Here is a 19,857-nt window from a genome sequence, read left to right as displayed (position 1 = left end):
ACCTGCCGGACGAATTCAGCGTGCTGCTTGGGGGTGCAGTAGCCCATGACCCGCTCGACCCCGGCGCGGTTGTACCAGGACCGGTCGAAGAGCACGATCTCTCCCGCCGAGGGCAGGTGGTTGACGTAGCGCTGGAAGTACCACTGGGTACTCTCCCGCTCGGTCGGCTTCTCCAGGGCCACGACGCGGGCGCCGCGGGGGTTGAGGTGCTCCATGAATCGCTTGATGGTGCCGCCCTTGCCGGCGGCATCGCGGCCCTCGAAGACGATGACGTGCCGCAGGCCGTTGGCCTTGGTCCAGTTCTGCATCTTCAGCAGTTCGACTTGCAGGATGTGCTTCTGCTCTTCGTAATCCGCACGCTCCATCCGGAGCTCGTAGGGGTAGTTCTCCCGCCAGGTGTCGACAGCGACTCCACTGGGATCGAGCAGGACCGGATCGTCGTCTTCGTCGTCGACGACGGTGTAGCCGTCAAGGTGAATCTGCATCGGCGAAGGGTAACGCTGCTCGGCGACCGCGGGGTTACGGCCAGATGAACGGTGTCCGGCGGTGGGCGACGCCCGAACGTGACCGTGCGTCTAACCTGAGCCGGTGAAGCGAAGAAGGCGAGTCGCGGTGGTTTGCGTGGCTCTCGCCGCCGCCGCGCCGGGGTGCGGCAGGCCCGCGCACGACGCCCGGCCCGTCGCGGCGAACAAGGCGGCGAGGGAGTTCGCGACGAACCTGCGCGCGGGGGTGACCATCGAGGCGATGACCGCTCATCTGAACGCGCTGCAGGACATCGCCGACGCCCACGGCGGCACCCGGGCCATCGGAACGCCGGGCTACGAGGCCAGCGTCGACTACGTGGTTGGCGTGCTGCGCGGCAGGGGTTTCGACGTCCAGACGCCCGAGTTCGAGGCCCGGGTCTTCAAACACGGCGACGCCGCTCTGACGGTGGGCGGGGCGGCGATCAGAGCCGGCGTGCTGCAGTACAGCGGCGGCACCCGGCCGGACGGGGTCAGCGGACCTCTGGTCGCGGCGCCGGCCGACGAGACGCCGGGTTGCGCACCGGCGGACTACGCCGGCCTGCCGGTGGACGGCGCGGTCGTCCTGGTCGATCGGGGGAGCTGCCCGTTTTCGGAGAAGCAGGCGATCGCGGCGAAACTGGGTGCGGTGGCCGTGGTCGTCGCCGACAATGTCGACGAGGAGGACATGGGGGGCACGCTGGGCGAGGACACCGACGTAACCATCCCTGTCGTGAGTGTCTCCAAGGCGGACGGTTCCCGCATTCGTGCCGCCCCCGGCCCGGCCACCGTCAAACTCGATGCGACGACGAGAACGATCCCGGCGCGAAACGTGATCGCCCAGACCAAGACCGGCTCGGCCCGGAACGTCGTCATGGTCGGTGGTCATCTCGACAGCGTTCCCGAGGGGCCGGGCATCAATGACAACGGCTCCGGCGTGGCCGCCGTGCTGGAGACCGCGGTGCAACTCGGCAGCGAACCGGCGGTCAACAACGCCGTGCGGTTCGGGTTCTGGGGAGCCGAGGAGGTCGGCATCGTGGGTTCCAAGAGGTACGTCGCGTCGCTGGACACCGAACAACTCAAAGACATCGCGCTGTATCTCAATTTCGACATGCTGGGGTCGCCGAATCCCGGCTACTTCACCTACGACGGGAACCAGTCCACCGCGCCGGACCGCGACGCGGGCCCGCCGCGGGTGCCGGAGGGTTCGGCCGGTATCGAGCGAACCCTGATGGACTATCTGGCGGCAGCGGGAAAGACGGCCGAGGACACGTCCTTCGACGGAAGGTCGGACTACGAGGCCTTCACCCTGGCCGGAGTTCCGGCCGGCGGCCTGTTCTCCGGCGCCGAGGAGGAGAAGAGTCCGCAGCAGGCCGCGTTGTGGGGCGGCACCGCCAACCAGCCGTTCGACCCGAATTATCACAAGGACACCGACACCCTGGACCGCGTCGACCGCGCCGCCCTGGACATCAACGGCGGCGGAGTCGCCTGGGCGGTGGGTGTCTACGCGACCGACCTGGACGGCCGCAACGGGATACCCGCCCGCGAGGACCGCACCCGTTACGAGATCGGCGACTGATCAGGGTCAGCGGCGCCGGCTGCGGACCGCGCCGGCGATGAGGTAGGCCAGGTAACCGGCGACACCGGCGAATGCGAACTTGCGGGTCCGGGGCGCCACCAACCCGGCGCCGATCGCCGTCTCGATGGCGCCGTCGATGTAGACGTGGCGCCGGGTGTTGTCGGGAAACGCCACCGCGGTGATCTTCTCGAAGATCTGCGGTCTCGCGAAGTGGGACAGCCCGGTCGCGGCGAGCGCGATGCCGACTTGGGAAGCCTGTGGCGACATGGCTTCGACACTAGGCCATTCGGTAGTCGCTGAGCGGGAATTCCGAGGCCTGTCGGATGGCGGCCCTGGCGGTCGTCGGCCGCAACAGGGTGGCTTCCCCGTGCGGGTTGAAGTAGTAGGACCGGGCCTGCTCACACTGTCCGACGTTGAACACCGTGTCACCGAGCTTCTCGATCATCTGATCGAGGAATCGGGCGTTGGCCTCCTCGGTCACCTCGAACGTCCGCGCGCCCCGCCGCTTCACCTCGCCGAGCACCCGGTCCATGATCCGCATCTGGTATTCCATCGTGTTGAAGAAGTTCAGGCCGATGAAGGCATAAGGGCTGGCCAGACTGAAGTAGTTCGGGAAGTAGGGGATCGAGACCCCCTGATAAGCCTGGAATCTGTTCTCCCGCCACCACTTTCCGAGATTGCGGCCCTCGCGGCCCACTACCTCGATGGCCGGGATGTTGGCCTCCCACAGATCGAACCCGGTGGCCAGCACCAGGGTGTCGATCTCGGTGCGGGTGCCGTCGTTGGCCACGATGGCATGCGGTTCGATGTGCGCTATGCCGCTGTCCTGCAGGTGCACGTTGGGTCTGGTGAAGGCGCGGTAGTAGCTGTTGGAGAACGTCGGGCGTTTGCAGCCCAGGTCGTAGGGCGGGGTCAGCTTACGGCGCAGTTCCGGATCCCGGATCGTGGCGAACCGATACATCTTGGCCACGTCGGCCCCACCGATGTCCAACCGGCGGTACAGCAACTGCCCCTGATGAAGCACCACGTAATTGAAGAACTCGTAGATCGCGTCGGTCACGGCGCGAACGGCGCGCTGGGCCTTCGGAATCCGGGCGAAAAGCCTTTTCGCCCAACGGGGGTACGCGAAGTCGAGCTTGGGCACGACGTGTATCGCGGTGCGCTGGTAGACCGTCATTTCGCCGGCGCTCCCGGCCAGTTGCGGGATCAACTGCACCGCCGTGGCGCCGGTGCCGATCAGTGCGATCCTCTCGCCCGCCGGGTCGAAGTCGTCGTCCCAGTCGGTGGTGTGGATGAGCTTCCCCGCGAAGCTGTGGATGCCGGGGATGTCCGGAGTGTGCGGTTGGGACAGGAAGCCCGTCGCGGTGATCAGGAACCGCGAGCTCAGAGTGGAGCCGTCGGCCAGTGCCACCCGCCAAAGGTCGGCTTCCTCGTCCCACCGGGCGCCGTCCACGGCCGTGTTCAGCCGGATGTGGCGTCGGACGTCGTACTTGTCGGCGACGTCGTCGGCGTACTTCTTGATCTCCGGCCCGGTGGAGTACAGCCGCGACCAGTTCGGGTTGGGCTCGAAGAAGTACGAGTAGGTGGTGGTGGGGACGTCGCAGGCCAGGCCGGGGTAGTGGTTGACGTGCCAGGTGCCCCCGAGGTCGTCGAGGCGGTCGAGCAGGACGAATTCCTCGAAGCCCAGCCGCTTGAGCGCAATCGCCGCCCCGATGCCCCCGAAGCCGGCCCCGACGATGATCACGTCGTAATTCCGCTCGGTCACGAGGTCGACGGTACCGGACTCAGCCCGGCGGCAGGAGGCGCGCCGCGGCATCGACGGCCATCGCCGCGACATCGGGGGTCGTCGTCGAATCCGGCGCCCCCCTCGGCGGGGTCAGGTCGTGCCGCGCCCCGCTGACCTCGACGATCTCCGTCCTCGCCGGAATCAGGCCGACGGCCGCCCGTAGCTCCTCGAGGGACCCGAAGGGGTCGGAGCCGCCGTGGGTGAAGACGGTGGGCACGCGGATCGCGGGGAAGTGTTCGGTGCGCAGACGTTCGGGCCGGCCGGGCGGGTGCAGCGGGTAGGAGAACAGGGTCAGCACGTCGGCGGCGCCGGGGTCTTCGGCCAGCACCATCGACGTCAGCCGCCCGCCGTAGGAGTGCCCGCCGGTGACCAGCGGGCCGTCGGCCAATCCGCGTGCCACCGCGATGGCTTCGGCCACCCCGGCCTGGTCGGCGGTCGCGGAACCCGGCGGCGGACCCGTGGGTCGGCGCCGTCGGTAGGGCAGGTTGTAGCGCACGGCCAGCCAGCCGCGGCCGGCCCACTCCTCGCAGACGCCGATCAGCAACGGCGACTCCCGGCTGCCGCCGGCGCCGTGGGTCAGCAGCACCACACCGCGGGCGGCGCAGCCCGGCCGGTGTGCCACCCCGCCGATGGCGTCCAGCGGGTTCATTCCCGCAGCCGCCAGAGCGCCGACACGGGCCCCCGCCCGCCGCCCAGTGGGTAGGCCGAGCGCAGGCATTCGGTCACCCAGTTCTTGGCGAACCCGACCGCCTCGGGCATCGAGTGTCCGTGGGCCAGCGCGCAGGCGGTCGCCGCCGCCAGGGTGTCGCCGGCGCCGTGGTCGTTAACGGTGTCGACGCGGGGGGCGTCGAACTCGTGAAAGTCGTTGCCGTCGTAAAGCAGATCGGGGCTGTGCGGAGCGGAGCGCAGGTGGCCGCCCTTGACCAGGACCCATTGCGGACCGAGATCGTGCAGGGCCCCCGCCGCCGCGCGCTGGGTCCCGGAGTCCACCACGTCGACACCGACCAACAGGCGGACCTCATCGAGGTTGGGGGTGATCAGGCTGGCCAGTGGGAACAATCGACTGCGCAACGACTCCAGTGCGGTCGGGTGCAGCAGGGGGGCGCCGTTCGTCGAGGCGCAGACCGGATCGACCACGAACGGGGTGGCGCCGGCCAGGTCCAGCGCGCCCCAGCGGTCGGCGACGGCCTCGATGGTCTCCGCGGATGCCAGCATTCCGGTCTTGGCGGCCTGCAGCCCGATGTCGGTGGCGACGGCCTCGATCTGCCCGCCGACGACGGCGGGCGGGATCTCGTGAAAGCCCTTGACCCCCAGCGAGTTCTGGATCGTCACCGCTGTCACGGCCACCAGGGGATGAACGCCGAGCAACGTGAAGGTACGCAGGTCCGCCTGGATTCCCGCGCCGCCGCCGGAATCCGAACCGGCGATGGTCATCACCCGGACCGGGGTGCTTCCCGGTGGCGTCAACGGCGGAAACCTCACCTAGCGGACCTCGATGAAGACCGGCGCATGGTCGCTGGGCGCGCCGATGCGGTCCTTACCGGACTTGCGTTCGTCGCGGGCGATCCCGGCATGCGCCACCCGCTTCGCCAATGCCGGTGAGGCCAGGATGAAGTCGATCCGCATCCCCTGCCGTTTGGGGAACCGAAGTCGGGTGTAGTCCCAGTAGGTGAACTCCCCCGGGGTGAACGAGCGCACCACGTCGGCGTAGGAGGCTTCGATGGCCGCGAATGCCGAGCGTTCCGGTTCGGTGACATGCGTACTCTGCGCGAACACCGCCATGTCCCAGACATCTTCATCGCGCGGCGCGATGTTCCAGTCGCCGACCAGGGCGATCTGCGCCTCCGGATCACCGGCGAGCCAGGAGTCCGCTGTCGTCCGAAGGGCGGCAAGCCATTCCAGCTTGTAGCGGTAGTGCGGGTCGCTCACCGTGCGGCCGTTGGGCACATACAGGCTCCACACCCGGATGCCGCCGCAGGTGGCGCCGAGGGCGCGGGCCTCGGCGGCCGGCCCGTCCTTGCCGCCGTCCCAGGACGGCTGGCCGTCGAAACCGATCCGCACATCGTCGAACCCGACCCGGGAAGCGATCGCCACACCGTTCCACTGGTCGTGCCCGCAGTGCACCACTTCGTAACCGGCGCCCAGGAACGTCATGGCGGGGAACTGCTCGTCGGAGCATTTGGTCTCCTGCATGGCCAGTACGTCGACCTCGGCGCGCCGCATCCAGTCCACGACCCGATCCACCCGCGCCCGGACGGAGTTCACATTCCAGGTGGCGACACGTAGGGAATCCATCGCGAATTACTCAGTGCCCGAACGTTACTCAGTGCCCGAACGGATCCGGCACTTCGCCCGGCATCCAGGACAATCCTGGAACCCCCCACCCATGCGATTTGACCGCCCGCTTGGCTGCCCGGGCGTGCCGGCCGAGCAGGGTGTCGACGTAGAGGAAGCCGTCGAGGTGACCGGTCTCGTGTTGCAGCATCCGGGCGAACAAGCCGGTGCCCTCCAGTGTCACCGGATTGCCGTCCGCGTCCAGACCGGTGACCCGGGCCCACTCCGCGCGACCGCACGGGAACGACTCGCCCGGAACCGACAGGCAACCCTCGTCGTCGGTTTCCGGATCCGGCATCGTCTCGGGGATCTCGGAGGTCTCCAGGACGGGGTTGATCACCGCCCCGCGGCGGTACGCGGCCTTACCCCGATCCTCGGCGCAGTCGTAGACGAACACCCGAAGGCCCACCCCGATCTGATTGGCGGCCAGACCGACTCCGTGTGCGGCGTCCATCGTGTCGTAGAGGTCGGCGACCAAGTCGGCCAGTTCGGGCGGCAGGGCGCCGGCCGGGCCGACCGGCACCGGCGCGGTCGGGGCATGCAGAACTGGGTCACCGAGGATGACGATGGGTCGGACTGCCATGGTGGGCAAGCTTAAAGACCGCCCGACGCGCGGGATGCGGTGCCGGGTCAATGAGCGCGAACGTGATTGAATGACCCATCGTTCGGATTAGAACCACAGGTGTGTCATTCGTCGAAAGGGTCCACGAATCGCATGGACGGCGCCACGGTTAGGGCCGAGCAGGCGGTCGACGACGCCGAACTACCTGAGGGGCTGAGTCGGCGCGAATACGACGTCCTCGCTTTCGAGCGCCAGTGGTGGAAGTACGCGGGCGCCAAGGAAGAGGCCATCAAGGAGCTCTTCTCGATGTCGGCGACGCGCTACTACCAGGTGCTCAACACGCTGGTCGACCGGCCTGAAGCGCTCGCCGCCGATCCCATGCTGGTCAAGCGGCTGCGGCGGCTGCGGGCGAGCAGGCAGAAGGCCCGGGCCGCGCGGCGGCTGGGCTTCGAGGTCCCCTGACCGTGCCCGCGCGGCCAGGGCTCCCCCCGGCCCCCGATCCGGCACGGATAAGGTACCCACGATGAACGAGCGCGTTCCCGATTCCTCCGGGCTTCCCCTGCGCGCCATGGTCATGGTGCTGCTCTTCCTGGGCGTGATCTTTCTGCTGGCCGGTTTCCAGGCGATGACCGCGGGCAACGACCCGTCGGAGGACACCTCGGCGGTCACCATGACCACCAGCGCCAAGCCGCCGGCGCCGAAGGCCGATGTGCGGGTCTTCAGCGTCGCCGGCGACGAGGCGGCGGCCACCCGCGTCTCCGACCGATTGCGCGAAGCGGGCTGGAACGTCACCGAGTCGGCCACCATGACCGCCGCCGACGTGCCGGTCACGACGGTCTACTTCGGCACCGCCGAGGGCGAACAGGCCGCCGCCGAAGCCGTCGGCAAAATACTCGATGCCCCCGCCCAGGCCCGGATCCCGGATATCGCCGAACAGCCTCCGGGCGTGATTGTGTTGGTGACCGGCTAGGCTGGTCGGCATGGTCGAATCCGCAGGGCCACGCCTTTTCGGCGGCCTTCTCCTCGCTTCGGTGGCGCTGCTGAGTGCGTGTGCGCCCGACGAACCGGCCGCCACCCAGCCCGGGACCACGCCACCGGTCTGGACGGGTGCGCCGGCCCCGTCGCCAAGCGAGCGGCACGGTGGGACGACGCCCGGCGCACCGGGTCCCGGTGCGCCGGCGGCCCCGAATCCGGCGAACACGCTGACCGCCGTCATCAACGGTCCCGACGGATCCCAGGTTGCCGCGGCCACCATCGAGTTCCGGGACTCGGACGCGTTCGCAACGGTCACCGTGCAGAGCACCTCGCCCGGGGTGTTGACGCCCGGCATGCATGGTCTGCACATCCACGACGTGGGCAGGTGCGAGACCAACTCGGTGGCGCCCAATGGGGGCGCCCCGGCTGACTTCCTCTCCGCCGGAGGGCATCTCAAGGGCGGCGGTGAGGGCGGTCACCCCAACCATGCCGGCGACCTGGCCTCGCTGCAGGTCCGCGGCGACGGGACCGCCCTGCTGGTCACCACGACCAACGCCTTCGACCGGGCCGACCTGGTGGAAGGGGACGGGACGGCGATCATCATCCACGCCGGCCCGGACAACTTCGCCAACATCCCGGCCGACCGCTACCAGCAGTCCAACGGAGCACCGCCGCCGGACGAGTCCACCCTGGCCACCGGAGACGCCGGCAAGCGGGTCGCCTGCGGTGTCCTTCGCGCCGGGTGAGCTGACCGAACCGATGCGCGATCCGCTGTCGCTTCTCGCCGGCCTCGCTGCATGACCGCCGGCCGAATCGACTTTGCCGGGTCCGCACGCCCGACCTTGGGTGTCGAGTGGGAGTTCGCGTTGGTGGCGGCCGACACCCGCGACCTGAGCAACGAGGCGGCGGCCGTGATCGCCGACATCGGCGACAACCCCAGGGTGCACAAGGAACTGCTGCGCAACACCATCGAGGTCGTCACCGGCGTGTGCGACACCGTGGGGGAGGCGATGGCCGATCTCCGCTCCACGCTGACCTCCATCAGCGGGGTCGTCCGCGACCGCGGAATGGAGTTGTTCTGCGCGGGCACCCACCCGTTCGCGGAGTGGTCCGAACAGAAACTCACCGATGCGCCGCGTTACGCGGAGTTGATCAAGCGCACCCAGTGGTGGGGCCGGCAGATGCTGATCTGGGGCGTGCATGTCCACGTCGGCGTGTCCTCGGCGCACAAGGTGATGCCGATCATCTCCTCACTGCTCAACCAGTACCCGCACCTTCTGGCGTTGTCGGCTTCCTCCCCGTTCTGGGCCGGCGAGGACACCGGCTACGCGAGCAACAGGGCGATGATGTTCCAGCAGTTGCCGACGGCGGGCCTGCCCTTCCAGTTCGAGACGTGGCGGCAGTTCGAGCGGTTCGTGCACGATCAGAAGACCACCGGCATCATCGACCAGATCAATGAAGTGCGTTGGGACATAAGGCCATCCCCGGAACTGGGGACCGTCGAGGTGCGGGTCTTCGACGGCGTCTCGAATCTGCGTGAACTGTCCGCTCTGGTGGCTTTGACGCACTGCCTGATCGTCGACCTGGATCGGCGTCTGGAAGCGGGCGAGCAACTCCCGGTGATGCCGCCCTGGCATGTGCAGGAGAACAAATGGCGGGCCGCCCGCTACGGCCTGGACGCGATCATCATCCTCGACGCCGACAGCAACGAACGGTTGGTCACCGAGGACCTCGACGACCTGCTGACCAGGCTGGCCCCCGTGGCGGCGTCGCTGCGGTGTGCCGAGGAACTCGCCGCGGTGGCCGAGATCCCGCGGCGCGGGGCGTCCTACCAACGTCAGCGCCGGGTGGCCGAGGAGCATGACGGCGATCTTCGTGCCGTGGTCGACGCCCTGATCGGTGAACTCGATGTCTAGGGCCCGCCGCCGCGGAACCGCGCTGCTGGCGGTCGCCCTGCTGTCCGCGGGATGCAGTCGGGCGATCGCGGGACACCCGGTCGCGACTCCCGGACAGGGTGGGATGACCTCTGGCGCAGGCCTTCTCGACACAACCTGTGAGAGGTACGTGGCGATGGGCCCATCGGCCCGCCGCGATGTGATCGTCGCGATCGGCGAGGCCGGCAACCGGCTGGTGTCGATGGGCCCGGACGCGTGGGTGGACCTGGCCACCGCGTTGTGCACCTTCGTCGATCCGGACGCCCGGGTGGCTGATGTCCTCCAGCGTGCCGTGAGGTAGCGCTGTGAGCTCCGCCGCGCACCCGATGTTCCCGCTGCAGTCGGCACTGCTGCCGGGCGACACGCTGCCGCTGCGCATCTTCGAGCCGCGCTACTCCCGCCTGGTGGCCGACTGCCTGGCCGGTCCGGAGGCGGCGTTCGGGGTGGTGATGATCAGCCGCGGACTCGAGGTCGGCGGGGGCGACGTCCGCAGCGACGTCGGCGCGATGGCGCGGATCGTCCACCACGCCGAACTGGGGATGGGGCAGTACGAACTGATCGCCGCCGTCGGTGAGCGGATTCGGGTGACCCGGTGGCTGCCCGACGACCCCTACCCCCGGGCCCTCCTCGAGACCTGGCCCGACCAGCCCGGTCCGTCGGTCGGGCCGGAACGCATCGGCGAGGTCGTCGACCGCATCCACGCCCTCTACCGGCGGGTGGCCGAGGTGCGCGGGATCGGCCTGCGAGACGACGTGCTGGCCGTCGACCCGGAGGTCGCCGGGGATCCCGCCCGGCACCTCTACGCGCTGGCCGCCCGCGTCCCGATGGGTCCGGCCGACCGCTACGCGGTGCTGGCCGCACCGACCCTGGCCGAGCGTGCGGACGCCCTGATCGACGCCGTCGAGACCATCGCGGCGATGGTCGAGTTCCAGCTCTCCGACGAACCGTGACCGGCGGCCCCGCGCCGTCGTAGCGTTCCCCGGGCAGGCCGGGTCAGCGCTCGGCGGCGAATCGGCGCAGCGATTCGATCTGCGCGGGGTCCAGCGACGGGTGCACGGTCTCGCGGGCCTTGGCCAGATCCTCGGCGGTGACGTCGGCGGCGTCGATCGAGCGCCGCATCGCGGTCAGCGCGGCCTCCCGAAGCAGGGCCACGCAGTCGGCGGCGCTGTAACCGTCCAATTCCCCGGCGGTCGCCTCGAGGTCCACCTCTTTGCTCAACGGCACCGACTTGGCGGCCGTCTTGAGGATCGCCAGGCGGGCGTCGGCGTCGGGAGGTTCGACGAACACCAGTCGCTCGAGCCGGCCGGGGCGCAGCAGCGCCGGGTCGATCAGCTCCGGACGGTTGGTGGCGCCGAGGACCACCACGTCCCGCAGCGGTTCGATGCCGTCGAGTTCGGTCAACAGCGCGGCCACCACGCGGTCGGTCACCCCGGAGTCGAAACTCTGGCCGCGCCGCGGCGCCAGCGCGTCGATCTCGTCGAGGAAGATCAGCGACGGCGCCGAATCCCTTGCCCGCCGGAACAGTTCGCGCACCGCCTTCTCCGAGGACCCCACCCACTTGTCCATCAGTTCCGCGCCCTTGACGGCATGCACGCTCAGCCTGCCGGAGCTTGCCAGCGCGCGGACCACGAAGGTCTTGCCCACCCCGGGGGGCCCGTAGAGCAGCACGCCGCGCGGCGGGTCCACGCCGAGTCGGGCGAAGGTGTCCGGATGCTGAAGCGGCCACAGCACCGCCTCGGTGAGCGCCTGTTTGGTCGACACCATGTCGCCGACGTCGTCGAGGGTGACCGACCCGACGGACAGTTCCTCGGTGTTGGACCGGGACAGCGGACGGATCACGCTCAGCGCCCCGGCGAGATCCTCCTGCGTCAGCACCGGGGCCTTACCGTCCTCGCTGGCCCGGGCCGCAGCCCGGAGCGCGGCCTCCCGGACCAGTGCGGCCAGGTCTGCGCGAACGAAACCCGGTGTCCGGTCGGCGATCTCCTCGAGTTTGAGATCCGCGGCGGGAACATCGCGCAGCAGCACTTCCAACAGCGCCCTGCGGGTGGCGCCGTCGGGCAGGCTCAGGCCCAGTTCCCGGTCGCACAGGTCCGGGGCCCGCAGTCGCGGATCCACCGAGTCCGGCGCCTGCGAGGTGGCCACCAGGGCCACCCCGGGAGCGGCGACCGCCTTGCGCAGTTCGGCCAGGATCATCGTCGCCACCGGCTCGGGTGGCTCGGGCAGCAGCGCGTCGACGTCGGTGACCAGCAGCACCCCGCCGCCGTTGATCACCCCGGCCACCGCTTCGGCGACGGCCCGGTGGCGTTCGGTTGCCGCCAGCGCCCCGGTGTCCGGGCCGTCCAGCCGGACCAGCCGACGCCCGGCGCACACCGCGCGGACCAATCTGGCCTTGCCGACTCCGGCCGGGCCGGTGATCAGCACCCCCAGATTGGGTTTGGCCCCGAGGGTTTCCAGCAGCTCGGGCTGATCCAGTGCCAGCTTCAGCCACTCGGTGAGACGTCCGGCCTGGACATGCTGTCCCTTGAGGTCGTCGATGCTGATCGCCGGTTCCTCGGGCCACCGGGTCGGCTGGCTGACGTCGGGTGTGGAGCCGGTGACCGCCGCGGCGCCGGTATCGCCACCACCCCAGGTCACCGACGAATTGGGTTGCACCGAAACGGGTCCGATCGGATCGGTGCCCGTGACGGTCAGCAACTCCGAGGTCCAGGTGATGCCCACCGAGGTGGCCAGCGCGGCGCTGGCTTCCGATGTCGACGTGCCGGGGCCGAGGTCCCGCGGCAGCAGCGAAACGGTGTCGCCCACCGTCAGCACCTTGCCCAGCAGGGCCTGCCGCAGGGTGCTGGAGGACACCGACCGAGTGGCCAGCGCGGAACCGCTCAGCGTCACCGAACGGGCGCCGTAGACGGTCACCGCCGCCGCCAGCACGGCCGCGTTCTCCCGCAGTCCCGCGTTGGACAGCGTCACGTCGTCGAGGAGGGCGGTGCCGGCCGGCGTACCGGGGGGAGCGATTCCGACCACCGCGGCGGTTGTCCGGGAACCTGTGAGCGACAACGCATCCCACTCCCGGAGACCCAGGGCGGCGATGGCCTCCGGGTGCAGCCGCACCACGCCGCGGCGTGCGTCCAGCGCCGCGGTGTTGAGCCGAGCGGTCAGCATCAGGCCCCTGGGCGTCCCCTTGAATTCGGCGACAGCTTCGGACACGGGTCAGCCTCCTGGCTTGCGTAGGCCCAACCGGGTGGAGCGGCGGTACGGGTGCTGGGTGCCGCGGGTGGCCCGACGGGCTGCGCGGCGCTGCCGCGAGGTGTCGTTCCAGGTTTCCGGGTGGGCGGCCGCCCAGCGCTGGCTGTGCACGGCGAAGGGCATGTGCAGCACGTAGGCCGCGATGATCAGAAGGATCAGCAGGTAGGGGAAGACGAACGCGCCGGCCGCGACGATCGCCACCATGGCGAGCAGTGGGGCCATCATGTTGGGCGACACTGTGAAGGTGTGGATCTTTCGCATCGGGATGCGGCTGACCACCAGCAGCGAAACCGCGATCATCCAGACGATCACCACCGCCTCGGCGGTCTCGGTCGACCACCACGGGCCCGGCCACTGCATCTTCGCCGCCAGTGGTCCGATGGCCCCGATGGCGCCGGCCGGCGCGGGCATCCCGACGAAGTAGTCCTTGGTGTACCGCGGCTGGTCGGAGTCCAACAGCGCGTTGAAGCGGGCCAGTCGCAGCACGATGCACACCGCGTAGAGCAGCACGACGATCCAGCCGACGCGGTTGTGGGACAGCAGCGTGGCGTAGACGATGAATGCCGGTGCCACACCGAAGTTCACCGCATCGGCGAGCGAGTCGATCTCCTCGCCCATCCGGGAGGTGGCGTTGAGTACCCGGGCGAGCCGGCCGTCGAGGGCGTCCAGGATGGCGGCCGAGGCCAGCAGGGCCATCGACTCTGTGGGCCGGCCGTCCAGGGCGAACTTGACCGACGTCATGCCCAGACAGATCGCCAGCACGGTCGCCGCGCTGGGCAGTATCCGACGATTGATCGGGTTGACCCGAGGCTGGGGCCTCATGGCAACCGGGCCAGCACCGTCTCACCGGCCAGCGAGCGCTGGCCGAGTTCGATCAGCACCTCCGAACCGGCGGGCAGATATGTGTCCAGCCGCGATCCGAACCGGATGAGTCCGTAGGTGTCGCCGATGTCCACCTTCTCGCCGGGGCGCAGATCGCAGACGATGCGCCGTGCGATCAGCCCGGCGATCTGCACGACCACCACCTCGTGTCCCTCCGGCGTTCGGATCACAACGCTGTTGCGCTCGTTGTCCGCACTGGCGGCGGCCAGGTCGGCCGAATGGAATCTGCCGTGGCGGTGCTCGACGGCGACGACCTCGCCGCCGACCGGCGTGCGCTGAACGTGCGCGTCCAGCAGGGACAGGAAAATGCTGATCCGCGGTACGGGGGCTGATCCGCGGCCCAATTCCGGCGGCGGGACGGCGTCTTCGATGAGGCAGACCTGCCCGTCGGCGGGCGCGACGACCAGCCCCGGCCGGGTGGGTGGGGTGCGGGGCGGGTGCCGGAAGAAACCGGCGTTGGCGCCGGCGGCGGCCAGGCCGGCGCGGCGCGCCCAGCGGTGATTGCGGCCCAGAGCCGCCACGGCTATCCCGGCGGCGACGAACGGGAAGCCGGCGGAGTGCACCGGGGGGATCGCGGTTCGCACCAGCGCGGCCAGCCGCTGCGGGCCGGACTGGAGGTCGTCGTCGGGGCGTCTGGCCATTGCGGTGAGTCTAGTGGGCGTGCTGGCCGGATAAGTCCCAGACGGTGACCTGGGTACCGGCCGGTATCTCGGTGACCTCCGGTCCCAGGTCGAGCAGGCAGTTCGCCGACGCCAACCAGCGCAGGTGGTGGGAGGCCGGTGGGCCGTAGCTGCTGACGGTTCCGGCCTCGGCGTCGTAGACGCCGCGGCGGAACTGGCGCTTACCGGACGGGGAGGTGATCGCCTCGGCAAGCAGGGCGGTTCGCCGGGGTCGCTGCTGCGGCAGACCCATCGCGGCGCGCAGCGCGGGCCGCAGGAACACCTCGAAGGACACCAGCGCGCTGACCGGGTTGCCGGGCAGCGTGACGATGCTGCGGCCGTCGGGCAGGGTCCCCGCGCCCTGCGGCATCCCCGGCTGCATTGCGACTTTGACGAACCGGACGCCGGAGTCGCCAGGCCCGCGACCGTCGGGCGCCACGTCCTCGAAGGCGTCCTTCACCACCTCGTAGGCCCCCGCGCTGACCCCGCCGGAGGTGATGACCAACTCCGCCCGCCCGGCGTAACGTTCCAGTACGGCCCGGAACTGGGCGACGTCGTCTCCGCAGGTCTGCACCCCCGCCACCTCGGCGCCGGCCTCGCGTACCGCCGCGGCCAGCATGACGGCGTTGGACTCGTAGATCTGGCCGGGCCGCAGCGGCGTTCCGGCCGGCACCAACTCCGACCCGGTGGACACCACCAGCACCCGCTGCCGGGGAAGCACCGTCAGTTCCCGAAGGCCCAGTGCGGCCACCAGGCCCAGAGCCGACGGGGTGAGCACCGCTCCGGCGCGCAGCACCGTCGTCCCGGCCATGACGTCCTCGCCGGATCTTCTGATGTGCTGCCCCGGCCGCGGGCACGTTCTCACGGCGACCACATCCACGCCGGCGTCGGTCAGTTCGACCGGAACCACAGCCGTCGCGCCGTCGGGAACCGGTGCGCCGGTCATGATCCGGTGCGCGGTTCCCGGAGCGAGGCTCAAAGCGTCGGTACGGCCGGCCGGAATGTCCTCGGCCACCGGGAGTTTCACTGCATTGTCCGGACCGGCGGCGGCCAGGTCGGCGTCACGAACGGCGTAGCCGTCCATCGCGGAGTTGTCGAACACCGGCAGCGACAGCGGCGCGACGACGTCCTCGGCAAGGACCAGACCCGGGGCGTCGGGGAGGGCCACCACCGCGGGAGGCCGGCTTCGGATCAAGCCGGCGACGACGCGCTGATGCTCCTCGACGCTGCGCATCACACCGGGAAGGTGACGCCGGTCAGCTCCTCGGAGACTTTCCAGAGCCGTTCCTGGATGGCGAGATCCTTGGACTGTCTGCTCGAGCCGACCAGCACGGGATGGCCGCGCAGTTCGAGGAATCCGTCCGGGCCGTAGTACTGGCCGCCGCGCACCGCCGGGTCGGTCGCCGCCCGCAGGGTGGTCCATGCGCCCATCTCGGCGCTATTGAGGACCCTGCCTAAGATCCAGTCCATCCCCGGCAGGTTCGCTCCGGGGATGTGGCGCATCAGTTCGGTGGCCGCGAAGCCCGGATGTGCCGCCACGGCAATGGTTTTCGCGTCTGTGGCGGCCAGTCGCCGCTGCAGGGCGTAGGTGAACATCAGGTTGGCCAGCTTGGACTGTCCGTAGGACGCCACCCGGTCGTAGCGGCGCTTCTCCCACTGCAGGTCGTCGAAGGCGATCTTGGCCCTGATGTTGTGGGCGACGCTGGCGACCACCACCACCCGCGACCCGTCCACGGTGAGCAGGTTGGGCAGCAGGATGCCGGTGAGGGCGAAGTGCCCGAGGTGGTTGGTGCCGAACTGCAACTCGAAGCCGTCGGCGGTGGTCGATTTCGGCGGGTACATCACACCGGCGTTGTCGATGAGCAGGTCGATTCGCGGGTAGGCGGCGGCCATCTCGGCGGCGGCGTCCTTGACCGCGGCCAGCGAGCCCAGATCCAGCTTGTGCACCGTCACCTCGGCGCCGGGTGTCAGGCCGCGGATGCGCGACGCCGCCGCCTCGCCTTTGGCGGTGTCGCGAACCGCCATCACGACCTTGGCTCCGTTGGCGGCCAGCAGCCGGGCGGTGTCGTAACCGAGTCCGGTGTTGGAGCCGGTGATCACGGCCAACCGGCCGCTTTGATCGGGAATGTCCTTATCGGTCCACTTCATGTTCCAGACCATACGTAGGTTTCAGCCCCTGCGCCTACCGGCTATTCATTCTCGCGCACGGCCCCTCGGCGCTGCGCATCACACCGGGAAGGTGACGCCGGTCAGCTCCTCGGAGACTTTCCAGAGCCGTTCCTGGATGGCGAGATCCTTGGACTGTCTGCTCGAGCCGACCAGCACGGGATGGCCGCGCAGTTCGAGGAATCCGTCCGGGCCGTAGTACTGGCCGCCGCGCACCGCCGGGTCGGTCGCCGCCCGCAGGGTGGTCCATGCGCCCATCTCGGCGCTATTGAGGACCCTGCCTAAGATCCAGTCCATCCCCGGCAGGTTCGCTCCGGGGATGTGGCGCATCAGTTCGGTGGCCGCGAAGCCCGGATGTGCCGCCACGGCAATGGTTTTCGCGTCTGTGGCGGCCAGTCGCCGCTGCAGGGCGTAGGTGAACATCAGGTTGGCCAGCTTGGACTGTCCGTAGGACGCCACCCGGTCGTAGCGGCGCTTCTCCCACTGCAGGTCGTCGAAGGCGATCTTGGCCCTGATGTTGTGGGCGACGCTGGCGACCACCACCACCCGCGACCCGTCCACGGTGAGCAGGTTGGGCAGCAGGATGCCGGTGAGGGCGAAGTGCCCGAGGTGGTTGGTGCCGAACTGCAACTCGAAGCCGTCGGCGGTGGTCGATTTCGGCGGGTACATCACACCGGCGTTGTCGATGAGCAGGTCGATTCGCGGGTAGGCGGCGGCCATCTCGGCGGCGGCGTCCTTGACCGCGGCCAGCGAGCCCAGATCCAGCTTGTGCACCGTCACCTCGGCGCCGGGTGTCAGGCCGCGGATGCGCGACGCCGCCGCCTCGCCTTTGGCGGTGTCGCGAACCGCCATCACGACCTTGGCTCCGTTGCCGGCCAGCAGCCGGGCGGTGTCGTAACCGAGTCCGGTGTTGGAGCCGGTGACTATGGCCAACCGGCCGCTTTGATCGGGAATGTCCTTATCGGTCCACTTCATGTTCTTCAACATACGGTTACCGGCTGTTCAGTGCGCGCACGGCCTCGATGCGGGCCTGTAGTTGCTCGCCGTTGGCGGCGGCCACCGGCGGACCGCCGCAGATCCGGCGCAGTTCGTTGTGAATCCAGCCGTGCGTGCGGCCGGTGCGGTGATGCGTGGCGGCCACGAGGGCGTTGAGTTCCCGACGGAGTTCGCGCAGCCGCCCGTGGGTGGTGCGGGGTGTTTCGCCCCGGGCCGTCCTCTTCGTGAGCTGTTCCTCCTGCCTGCGCCGGAGCAGATCTCGCATCGACTCCGCATCGAGCAGACCCGGGATGCCGAGGTAGTCGGCCTCCTCGTCACTGCCGGCGGGCGTCGCAGTCCCGAACGACGAACCGTCGAAGATCACCTGATCGAGTTCGGCCTGCGCGCCCAGATATTCGATCTTGTTCTTCGGGTCCGTCGGCTCGTCGCGATTCCGCGCGGCCGACTCGGCGTCCAGCGGATCCTCGAGGGTCTCCCGGTGCGGCCGGCCCAGGACGTGGTTGCGCTGGGCCTCCATCTCGCTGGCCAGCAACAGCAGGCCGGGCACCGACGGCAGGAAGATGCACGCCGTCTCACCGGCCCGGCGGGAACGCACGAACCGGCCGATCGCCTGGGCGAAGAACAGCGGCGTGGATGCACTGGTGGCGTAGACGCCGACCGCTAGTCGCGGTACGTCGACACCTTCGGACACCATCCTGACCGCCACCAGCCACGGGGAGGTTCCCTCGGCGAACGTGGCGATCCGCTCCGAGGAACCCTTGTCGTCGGAGAGCACCACGGTCGGCGCCTCGCCGGTGATCTTGTGCAGCAGGCCGGCATAGGCCCGCGCCGCGGTCTGGTCGGAGGCGATGACCATGCCGCCGGCGTCGGGCACGTGCTCGCGCAGACCGCGCAGTCTGGTGTCGGCGGCGGCGATGACCGCCGGCATCCACTCGCCCGCCGGGTCGAGGGCGGTCTTCCAGGCCCGCGCCGTCTGTTCGGCGGTCAGCGGTTCCCCCAGGCGCGCCGCGTGTTCCTCGCCGGCGCTGTCGCGCCAACGGGCCTCTCCGGAGTAGGCCATGAACAACACCGGCCGCACCACACCGTCGGCCAGCGCTTCGGCGTAGCCGTAGGTGTGGTCGGCGCGGGAGTGCTTGAAGCCCGCCCGATCCTCCTCGTAGTCGACGAACGGGATTGCGCTGTCGTCACTGCGGAACGGGGTGCCGGTCAGTGCGAGCCTGCGGGTGGCGTCGGTGAACGCCTCCCGAATCGCGTCCCCCCAGGTCTTGGCGTCGCCCCCGTGGTGTATCTCGTCGAACACGACGAGCGTCTTGCGGTTCTCGGTTCGCACCCGGTGCCGGGTCGGGTGGCTGGCCACCTGGGCGTAGGTCACCACTACGCCGTGGTAGTCGTCGGAGGTCTGGGAGTTGGAGTTGGAGAACCTGGGGTCCAGCGCTATGCCGGCCCGGGCGGCGGCCTGGGCCCACTGGATCTTGAGGTGCTCGGTCGGGACGACGATGGTGACCGTTTCCACGGTGGCCTCGGCCAGTAGTTCGGCGACTATGCGCAGCGCGAACGTGGTCTTGCCGGCCCCGTCGTCGTCTCGCCGTATGTGCCGTCGGGCTTGTAGGTCCGGTACGTGAACGCGCTCGCGAACCGCTCGACCGAGAGATCGCGCGGCACCTCGAACATGCGGCACTGATCGTCGATGCGATAGTCGAGCGAAAGCTTCTCGATCGTGCGCGTATCGAAGGCGAGGGTTACGCTCGCCCCGAAGCTGCCGACCATGCGCGCGGCGCGGACCGTGGGCAAGAGCCCCGGTGGGGAGGTCTCGAGCAGGGCCTGACAGGCCGCCGGCGCAGCGTCGATCGCCAGAGCAACCGCAAAGTGGTCGGGCGTCTCCTGGAGCGTGCCGTGGGTGCGCACGTGGAGCGCGCCCATGTCGAGCTGGGCATCGTCGACCCGCAGCGTGCCGGCGTCATCGAGAACACCGCGCCCGGACAAGGAGAAGTCGATTCCCTTCAACGGCTCGGGCGCGAGGCGAGGCTGCGTCATCGAGATCGAGCGGAGCATGAGCTCACCATCGAACGTGAGCGCATCCGCGGCGGCAGAGAGCACGAGCTGCCCCTTGCCTGAGACCGTTCCGTGCGCCACGTCGGTGAGCCCTTTGGTGCCCTCCTTCACCCCAAGCAGCGCGAGGGATACCGGGCCGCCGGCGAGGCGTGCCGTGATCTCCCCGGCCTGGACCGGCACGTCCACGTCAAG

Annotated in this window: 21 protein-coding genes; 7 read left to right on the top strand and 14 right to left on the bottom strand. The window is 69.6% G+C overall.

The window, feature by feature from the left end; translation table 11 throughout:
* On the bottom strand, window positions 1–485 hold a 485-nt coding region (locus ADBZ5U_RS05860; protein WP_526263328.1), incomplete at its 3' end, for a polyphosphate kinase 2 family protein.
* 103 nt (window positions 486–588) lie between these two features.
* Here ADBZ5U_RS05860 and ADBZ5U_RS05855 point away from each other — a divergent pair.
* Window positions 589–2,079 carry a M28 family metallopeptidase gene (locus tag ADBZ5U_RS05855; RefSeq protein ID WP_526263326.1) on the top strand — a complete coding sequence of 497 codons (1,491 nt, stop codon included), beginning with the start codon at window positions 589–591 and terminating at the stop codon, window positions 2,077–2,079.
* Window positions 2,080–2,085: 6 nt separating this feature from the next.
* On the opposite strand, the gene ADBZ5U_RS05850 is transcribed toward ADBZ5U_RS05855, so the two are convergent.
* The 6 genes from ADBZ5U_RS05850 to ADBZ5U_RS05825 are packed head-to-tail and all read right to left on the bottom strand — an operon-like array spanning window position 2,086 to window position 6,782.
* The gene (locus ADBZ5U_RS05850) at window positions 2,086–2,346 is read right to left on the bottom strand and encodes a DoxX-related protein (protein ID WP_526263324.1); all 261 of its coding nucleotides are present in this window, start codon (window positions 2,344–2,346) and stop codon (window positions 2,086–2,088) included.
* A gap of 10 nt (window positions 2,347–2,356) precedes the next feature.
* Window positions 2,357–3,844, bottom strand: coding sequence for a flavin-containing monooxygenase (locus tag ADBZ5U_RS05845; RefSeq protein WP_526263322.1), 1,488 nt, complete (start codon window positions 3,842–3,844; stop codon window positions 2,357–2,359).
* Window positions 3,845–3,863: 19 nt separating this feature from the next.
* The gene (locus ADBZ5U_RS05840) at window positions 3,864–4,514 is read right to left on the bottom strand and encodes an alpha/beta hydrolase family protein (RefSeq protein WP_526263320.1); all 651 of its coding nucleotides are present in this window, start codon (window positions 4,512–4,514) and stop codon (window positions 3,864–3,866) included.
* Window positions 4,511–5,299 carry a bifunctional hydroxymethylpyrimidine kinase/phosphomethylpyrimidine kinase gene (thiD, locus tag ADBZ5U_RS05835; protein ID WP_526263336.1) on the bottom strand — a complete coding sequence of 263 codons (789 nt, stop codon included), beginning with the start codon at window positions 5,297–5,299 and terminating at the stop codon, window positions 4,511–4,513. Before thiD ends, ADBZ5U_RS05840 begins: the two co-directional genes overlap by 4 nt.
* A 48-nt stretch (window positions 5,300–5,347) precedes the next feature.
* A complete protein-coding gene (locus tag ADBZ5U_RS05830; protein WP_526263318.1) occupies window positions 5,348–6,160 on the bottom strand; it encodes an exodeoxyribonuclease III in 813 nt (270 codons plus the stop codon).
* Between the two features lie 28 nt (window positions 6,161–6,188).
* A complete protein-coding gene (locus ADBZ5U_RS05825) occupies window positions 6,189–6,782 on the bottom strand; it encodes a peptide deformylase (RefSeq protein WP_526263316.1) in 594 nt (197 codons plus the stop codon).
* Window positions 6,783–6,914: 132 nt separating this feature from the next.
* Between ADBZ5U_RS05825 and napA the strand changes: the two genes are divergently transcribed.
* The 6 genes from napA to ADBZ5U_RS05795 all read left to right on the top strand — a co-directional run bounded on the left by napA (window position 6,915) and on the right by ADBZ5U_RS05795 (window position 10,620).
* Window positions 6,915–7,223 carry a nucleoid-associated protein NapA gene (gene napA, locus ADBZ5U_RS05820; protein ID WP_526263314.1) on the top strand — a complete coding sequence of 103 codons (309 nt, stop codon included), beginning with the start codon at window positions 6,915–6,917 and terminating at the stop codon, window positions 7,221–7,223.
* Window positions 7,224–7,284: 61 nt separating this feature from the next.
* Window positions 7,285–7,731, top strand: coding sequence for a LytR C-terminal domain-containing protein (locus ADBZ5U_RS05815; protein WP_526263312.1), 447 nt, complete (start codon window positions 7,285–7,287; stop codon window positions 7,729–7,731).
* A 10-nt stretch (window positions 7,732–7,741) separates the two neighbouring features.
* Window positions 7,742–8,482, top strand: coding sequence for a superoxide dismutase[Cu-Zn] (sodC, locus tag ADBZ5U_RS05810; protein WP_526263310.1), 741 nt, complete (start codon window positions 7,742–7,744; stop codon window positions 8,480–8,482).
* 51 nt (window positions 8,483–8,533) lie between these two features.
* On the top strand, window positions 8,534–9,652 hold the full coding sequence (locus tag ADBZ5U_RS05805; RefSeq protein ID WP_526263308.1) for a glutamate--cysteine ligase: 1,119 nt from the start codon (window positions 8,534–8,536) through the stop codon (window positions 9,650–9,652).
* A 154-nt stretch (window positions 9,653–9,806) separates the two neighbouring features.
* Window positions 9,807–9,971, top strand: a complete 165-nt coding sequence (locus ADBZ5U_RS05800; protein WP_526263306.1) for a hypothetical protein — start codon at window positions 9,807–9,809, stop codon at window positions 9,969–9,971.
* 25 nt (window positions 9,972–9,996) lie between these two features.
* Window positions 9,997–10,620: an LON peptidase substrate-binding domain-containing protein gene (locus tag ADBZ5U_RS05795; protein ID WP_526263334.1), complete on the top strand. Its 624-nt coding sequence runs from the start codon at window positions 9,997–9,999 to the stop codon at window positions 10,618–10,620.
* A 43-nt stretch (window positions 10,621–10,663) separates the two neighbouring features.
* Here the strand turns inward: ADBZ5U_RS05795 and ADBZ5U_RS05790 are convergent, their stop codons facing one another.
* From ADBZ5U_RS05790 to ADBZ5U_RS05760, 7 genes are all read right to left on the bottom strand, one after another.
* Window positions 10,664–12,826 (bottom strand): AAA family ATPase, encoded by a 2,163-nt coding sequence (locus tag ADBZ5U_RS05790; RefSeq protein WP_526263332.1) that lies wholly within the window; start codon window positions 12,824–12,826, stop codon window positions 10,664–10,666.
* Window positions 12,827–12,874: 48 nt separating this feature from the next.
* Complete coding sequence (pssA, locus tag ADBZ5U_RS05785; protein ID WP_526263304.1) at window positions 12,875–13,732, bottom strand: CDP-diacylglycerol--serine O-phosphatidyltransferase; 858 nt, start codon at window positions 13,730–13,732, stop codon at window positions 12,875–12,877.
* A complete protein-coding gene (locus ADBZ5U_RS05780) occupies window positions 13,729–14,433 on the bottom strand; it encodes a phosphatidylserine decarboxylase (RefSeq protein ID WP_526263302.1) in 705 nt (234 codons plus the stop codon). The genes pssA and ADBZ5U_RS05780 overlap by 4 nt, the downstream gene beginning before the upstream one ends.
* Before the next feature lie 10 nt (window positions 14,434–14,443).
* Window positions 14,444–15,685, bottom strand: a complete 1,242-nt coding sequence (gene moeA / locus ADBZ5U_RS05775) for a molybdopterin molybdotransferase MoeA (protein WP_526263330.1) — start codon at window positions 15,683–15,685, stop codon at window positions 14,444–14,446.
* A complete protein-coding gene (locus ADBZ5U_RS05770; protein ID WP_526263300.1) occupies window positions 15,685–16,611 on the bottom strand; it encodes an oxidoreductase in 927 nt (308 codons plus the stop codon). The genes moeA and ADBZ5U_RS05770 overlap by 1 nt, the downstream gene beginning before the upstream one ends.
* A 66-nt stretch (window positions 16,612–16,677) precedes the next feature.
* Window positions 16,678–17,604: an oxidoreductase gene (locus tag ADBZ5U_RS05765; protein WP_526263298.1), complete on the bottom strand. Its 927-nt coding sequence runs from the start codon at window positions 17,602–17,604 to the stop codon at window positions 16,678–16,680.
* A gap of 4 nt (window positions 17,605–17,608) precedes the next feature.
* Window positions 17,609–19,291, bottom strand: a complete 1,683-nt coding sequence (locus ADBZ5U_RS05760) for a DEAD/DEAH box helicase (protein WP_526263296.1) — start codon at window positions 19,289–19,291, stop codon at window positions 17,609–17,611.
* Window positions 19,292–19,857 lie beyond the last annotated feature (566 nt).

It is taken from the genome of Mycobacterium sp. (assembly GCF_040398885.1).
Lineage (GTDB): Bacteria > Actinomycetota > Actinomycetes > Mycobacteriales > Mycobacteriaceae > Mycobacterium.
The sequence above is the reverse complement of the archived record's forward strand: the minus strand, read 5'-3'. Positions and strand labels throughout refer to the sequence as shown.

What these genes read in the sequence shown, in the direction of transcription:
- ADBZ5U_RS05825 (WP_526263316.1), bottom strand. Translation starts at nt 6,782, where the DNA reads ATGGCAGTCCGACCCATCGTCATCCTCGGTGACCCAGTTCTGCATGCC.
- ADBZ5U_RS05795 (WP_526263334.1), top strand. Translation starts at nt 9,997, where the DNA reads ATGTTCCCGCTGCAGTCGGCACTGCTGCCGGGCGACACGCTGCCGCTG.
- moeA (WP_526263330.1), bottom strand. Translation starts at nt 15,685, where the DNA reads ATGCGCAGCGTCGAGGAGCATCAGCGCGTCGTCGCCGGCTTGATCCGA.
- ADBZ5U_RS05765 (WP_526263298.1), bottom strand. Translation starts at nt 17,604, where the DNA reads ATGTTGAAGAACATGAAGTGGACCGATAAGGACATTCCCGATCAAAGC.
- napA (WP_526263314.1), top strand. Translation starts at nt 6,915, where the DNA reads ATGGACGGCGCCACGGTTAGGGCCGAGCAGGCGGTCGACGACGCCGAA.
- ADBZ5U_RS05840 (WP_526263320.1), bottom strand. Translation starts at nt 4,514, where the DNA reads ATGAACCCGCTGGACGCCATCGGCGGGGTGGCACACCGGCCGGGCTGC.
- ADBZ5U_RS05770 (WP_526263300.1), bottom strand. Translation starts at nt 16,611, where the DNA reads ATGGTCTGGAACATGAAGTGGACCGATAAGGACATTCCCGATCAAAGC.
- sodC (WP_526263310.1), top strand. Translation starts at nt 7,742, where the DNA reads ATGGTCGAATCCGCAGGGCCACGCCTTTTCGGCGGCCTTCTCCTCGCT.
- ADBZ5U_RS05815 (WP_526263312.1), top strand. Translation starts at nt 7,285, where the DNA reads ATGAACGAGCGCGTTCCCGATTCCTCCGGGCTTCCCCTGCGCGCCATG.
- ADBZ5U_RS05790 (WP_526263332.1), bottom strand. Translation starts at nt 12,826, where the DNA reads ATGCTGACCGCTCGGCTCAACACCGCGGCGCTGGACGCACGCCGCGGC.
- ADBZ5U_RS05805 (WP_526263308.1), top strand. Translation starts at nt 8,534, where the DNA reads ATGACCGCCGGCCGAATCGACTTTGCCGGGTCCGCACGCCCGACCTTG.
- pssA (WP_526263304.1), bottom strand. Translation starts at nt 13,732, where the DNA reads ATGAGGCCCCAGCCTCGGGTCAACCCGATCAATCGTCGGATACTGCCC.
- ADBZ5U_RS05780 (WP_526263302.1), bottom strand. Translation starts at nt 14,433, where the DNA reads ATGGCCAGACGCCCCGACGACGACCTCCAGTCCGGCCCGCAGCGGCTG.
- ADBZ5U_RS05800 (WP_526263306.1), top strand. Translation starts at nt 9,807, where the DNA reads ATGGGCCCATCGGCCCGCCGCGATGTGATCGTCGCGATCGGCGAGGCC.
- ADBZ5U_RS05850 (WP_526263324.1), bottom strand. Translation starts at nt 2,346, where the DNA reads ATGTCGCCACAGGCTTCCCAAGTCGGCATCGCGCTCGCCGCGACCGGG.
- thiD (WP_526263336.1), bottom strand. Translation starts at nt 5,299, where the DNA reads ATGACCATCGCCGGTTCGGATTCCGGCGGCGGCGCGGGAATCCAGGCG.
- ADBZ5U_RS05830 (WP_526263318.1), bottom strand. Translation starts at nt 6,160, where the DNA reads ATGGATTCCCTACGTGTCGCCACCTGGAATGTGAACTCCGTCCGGGCG.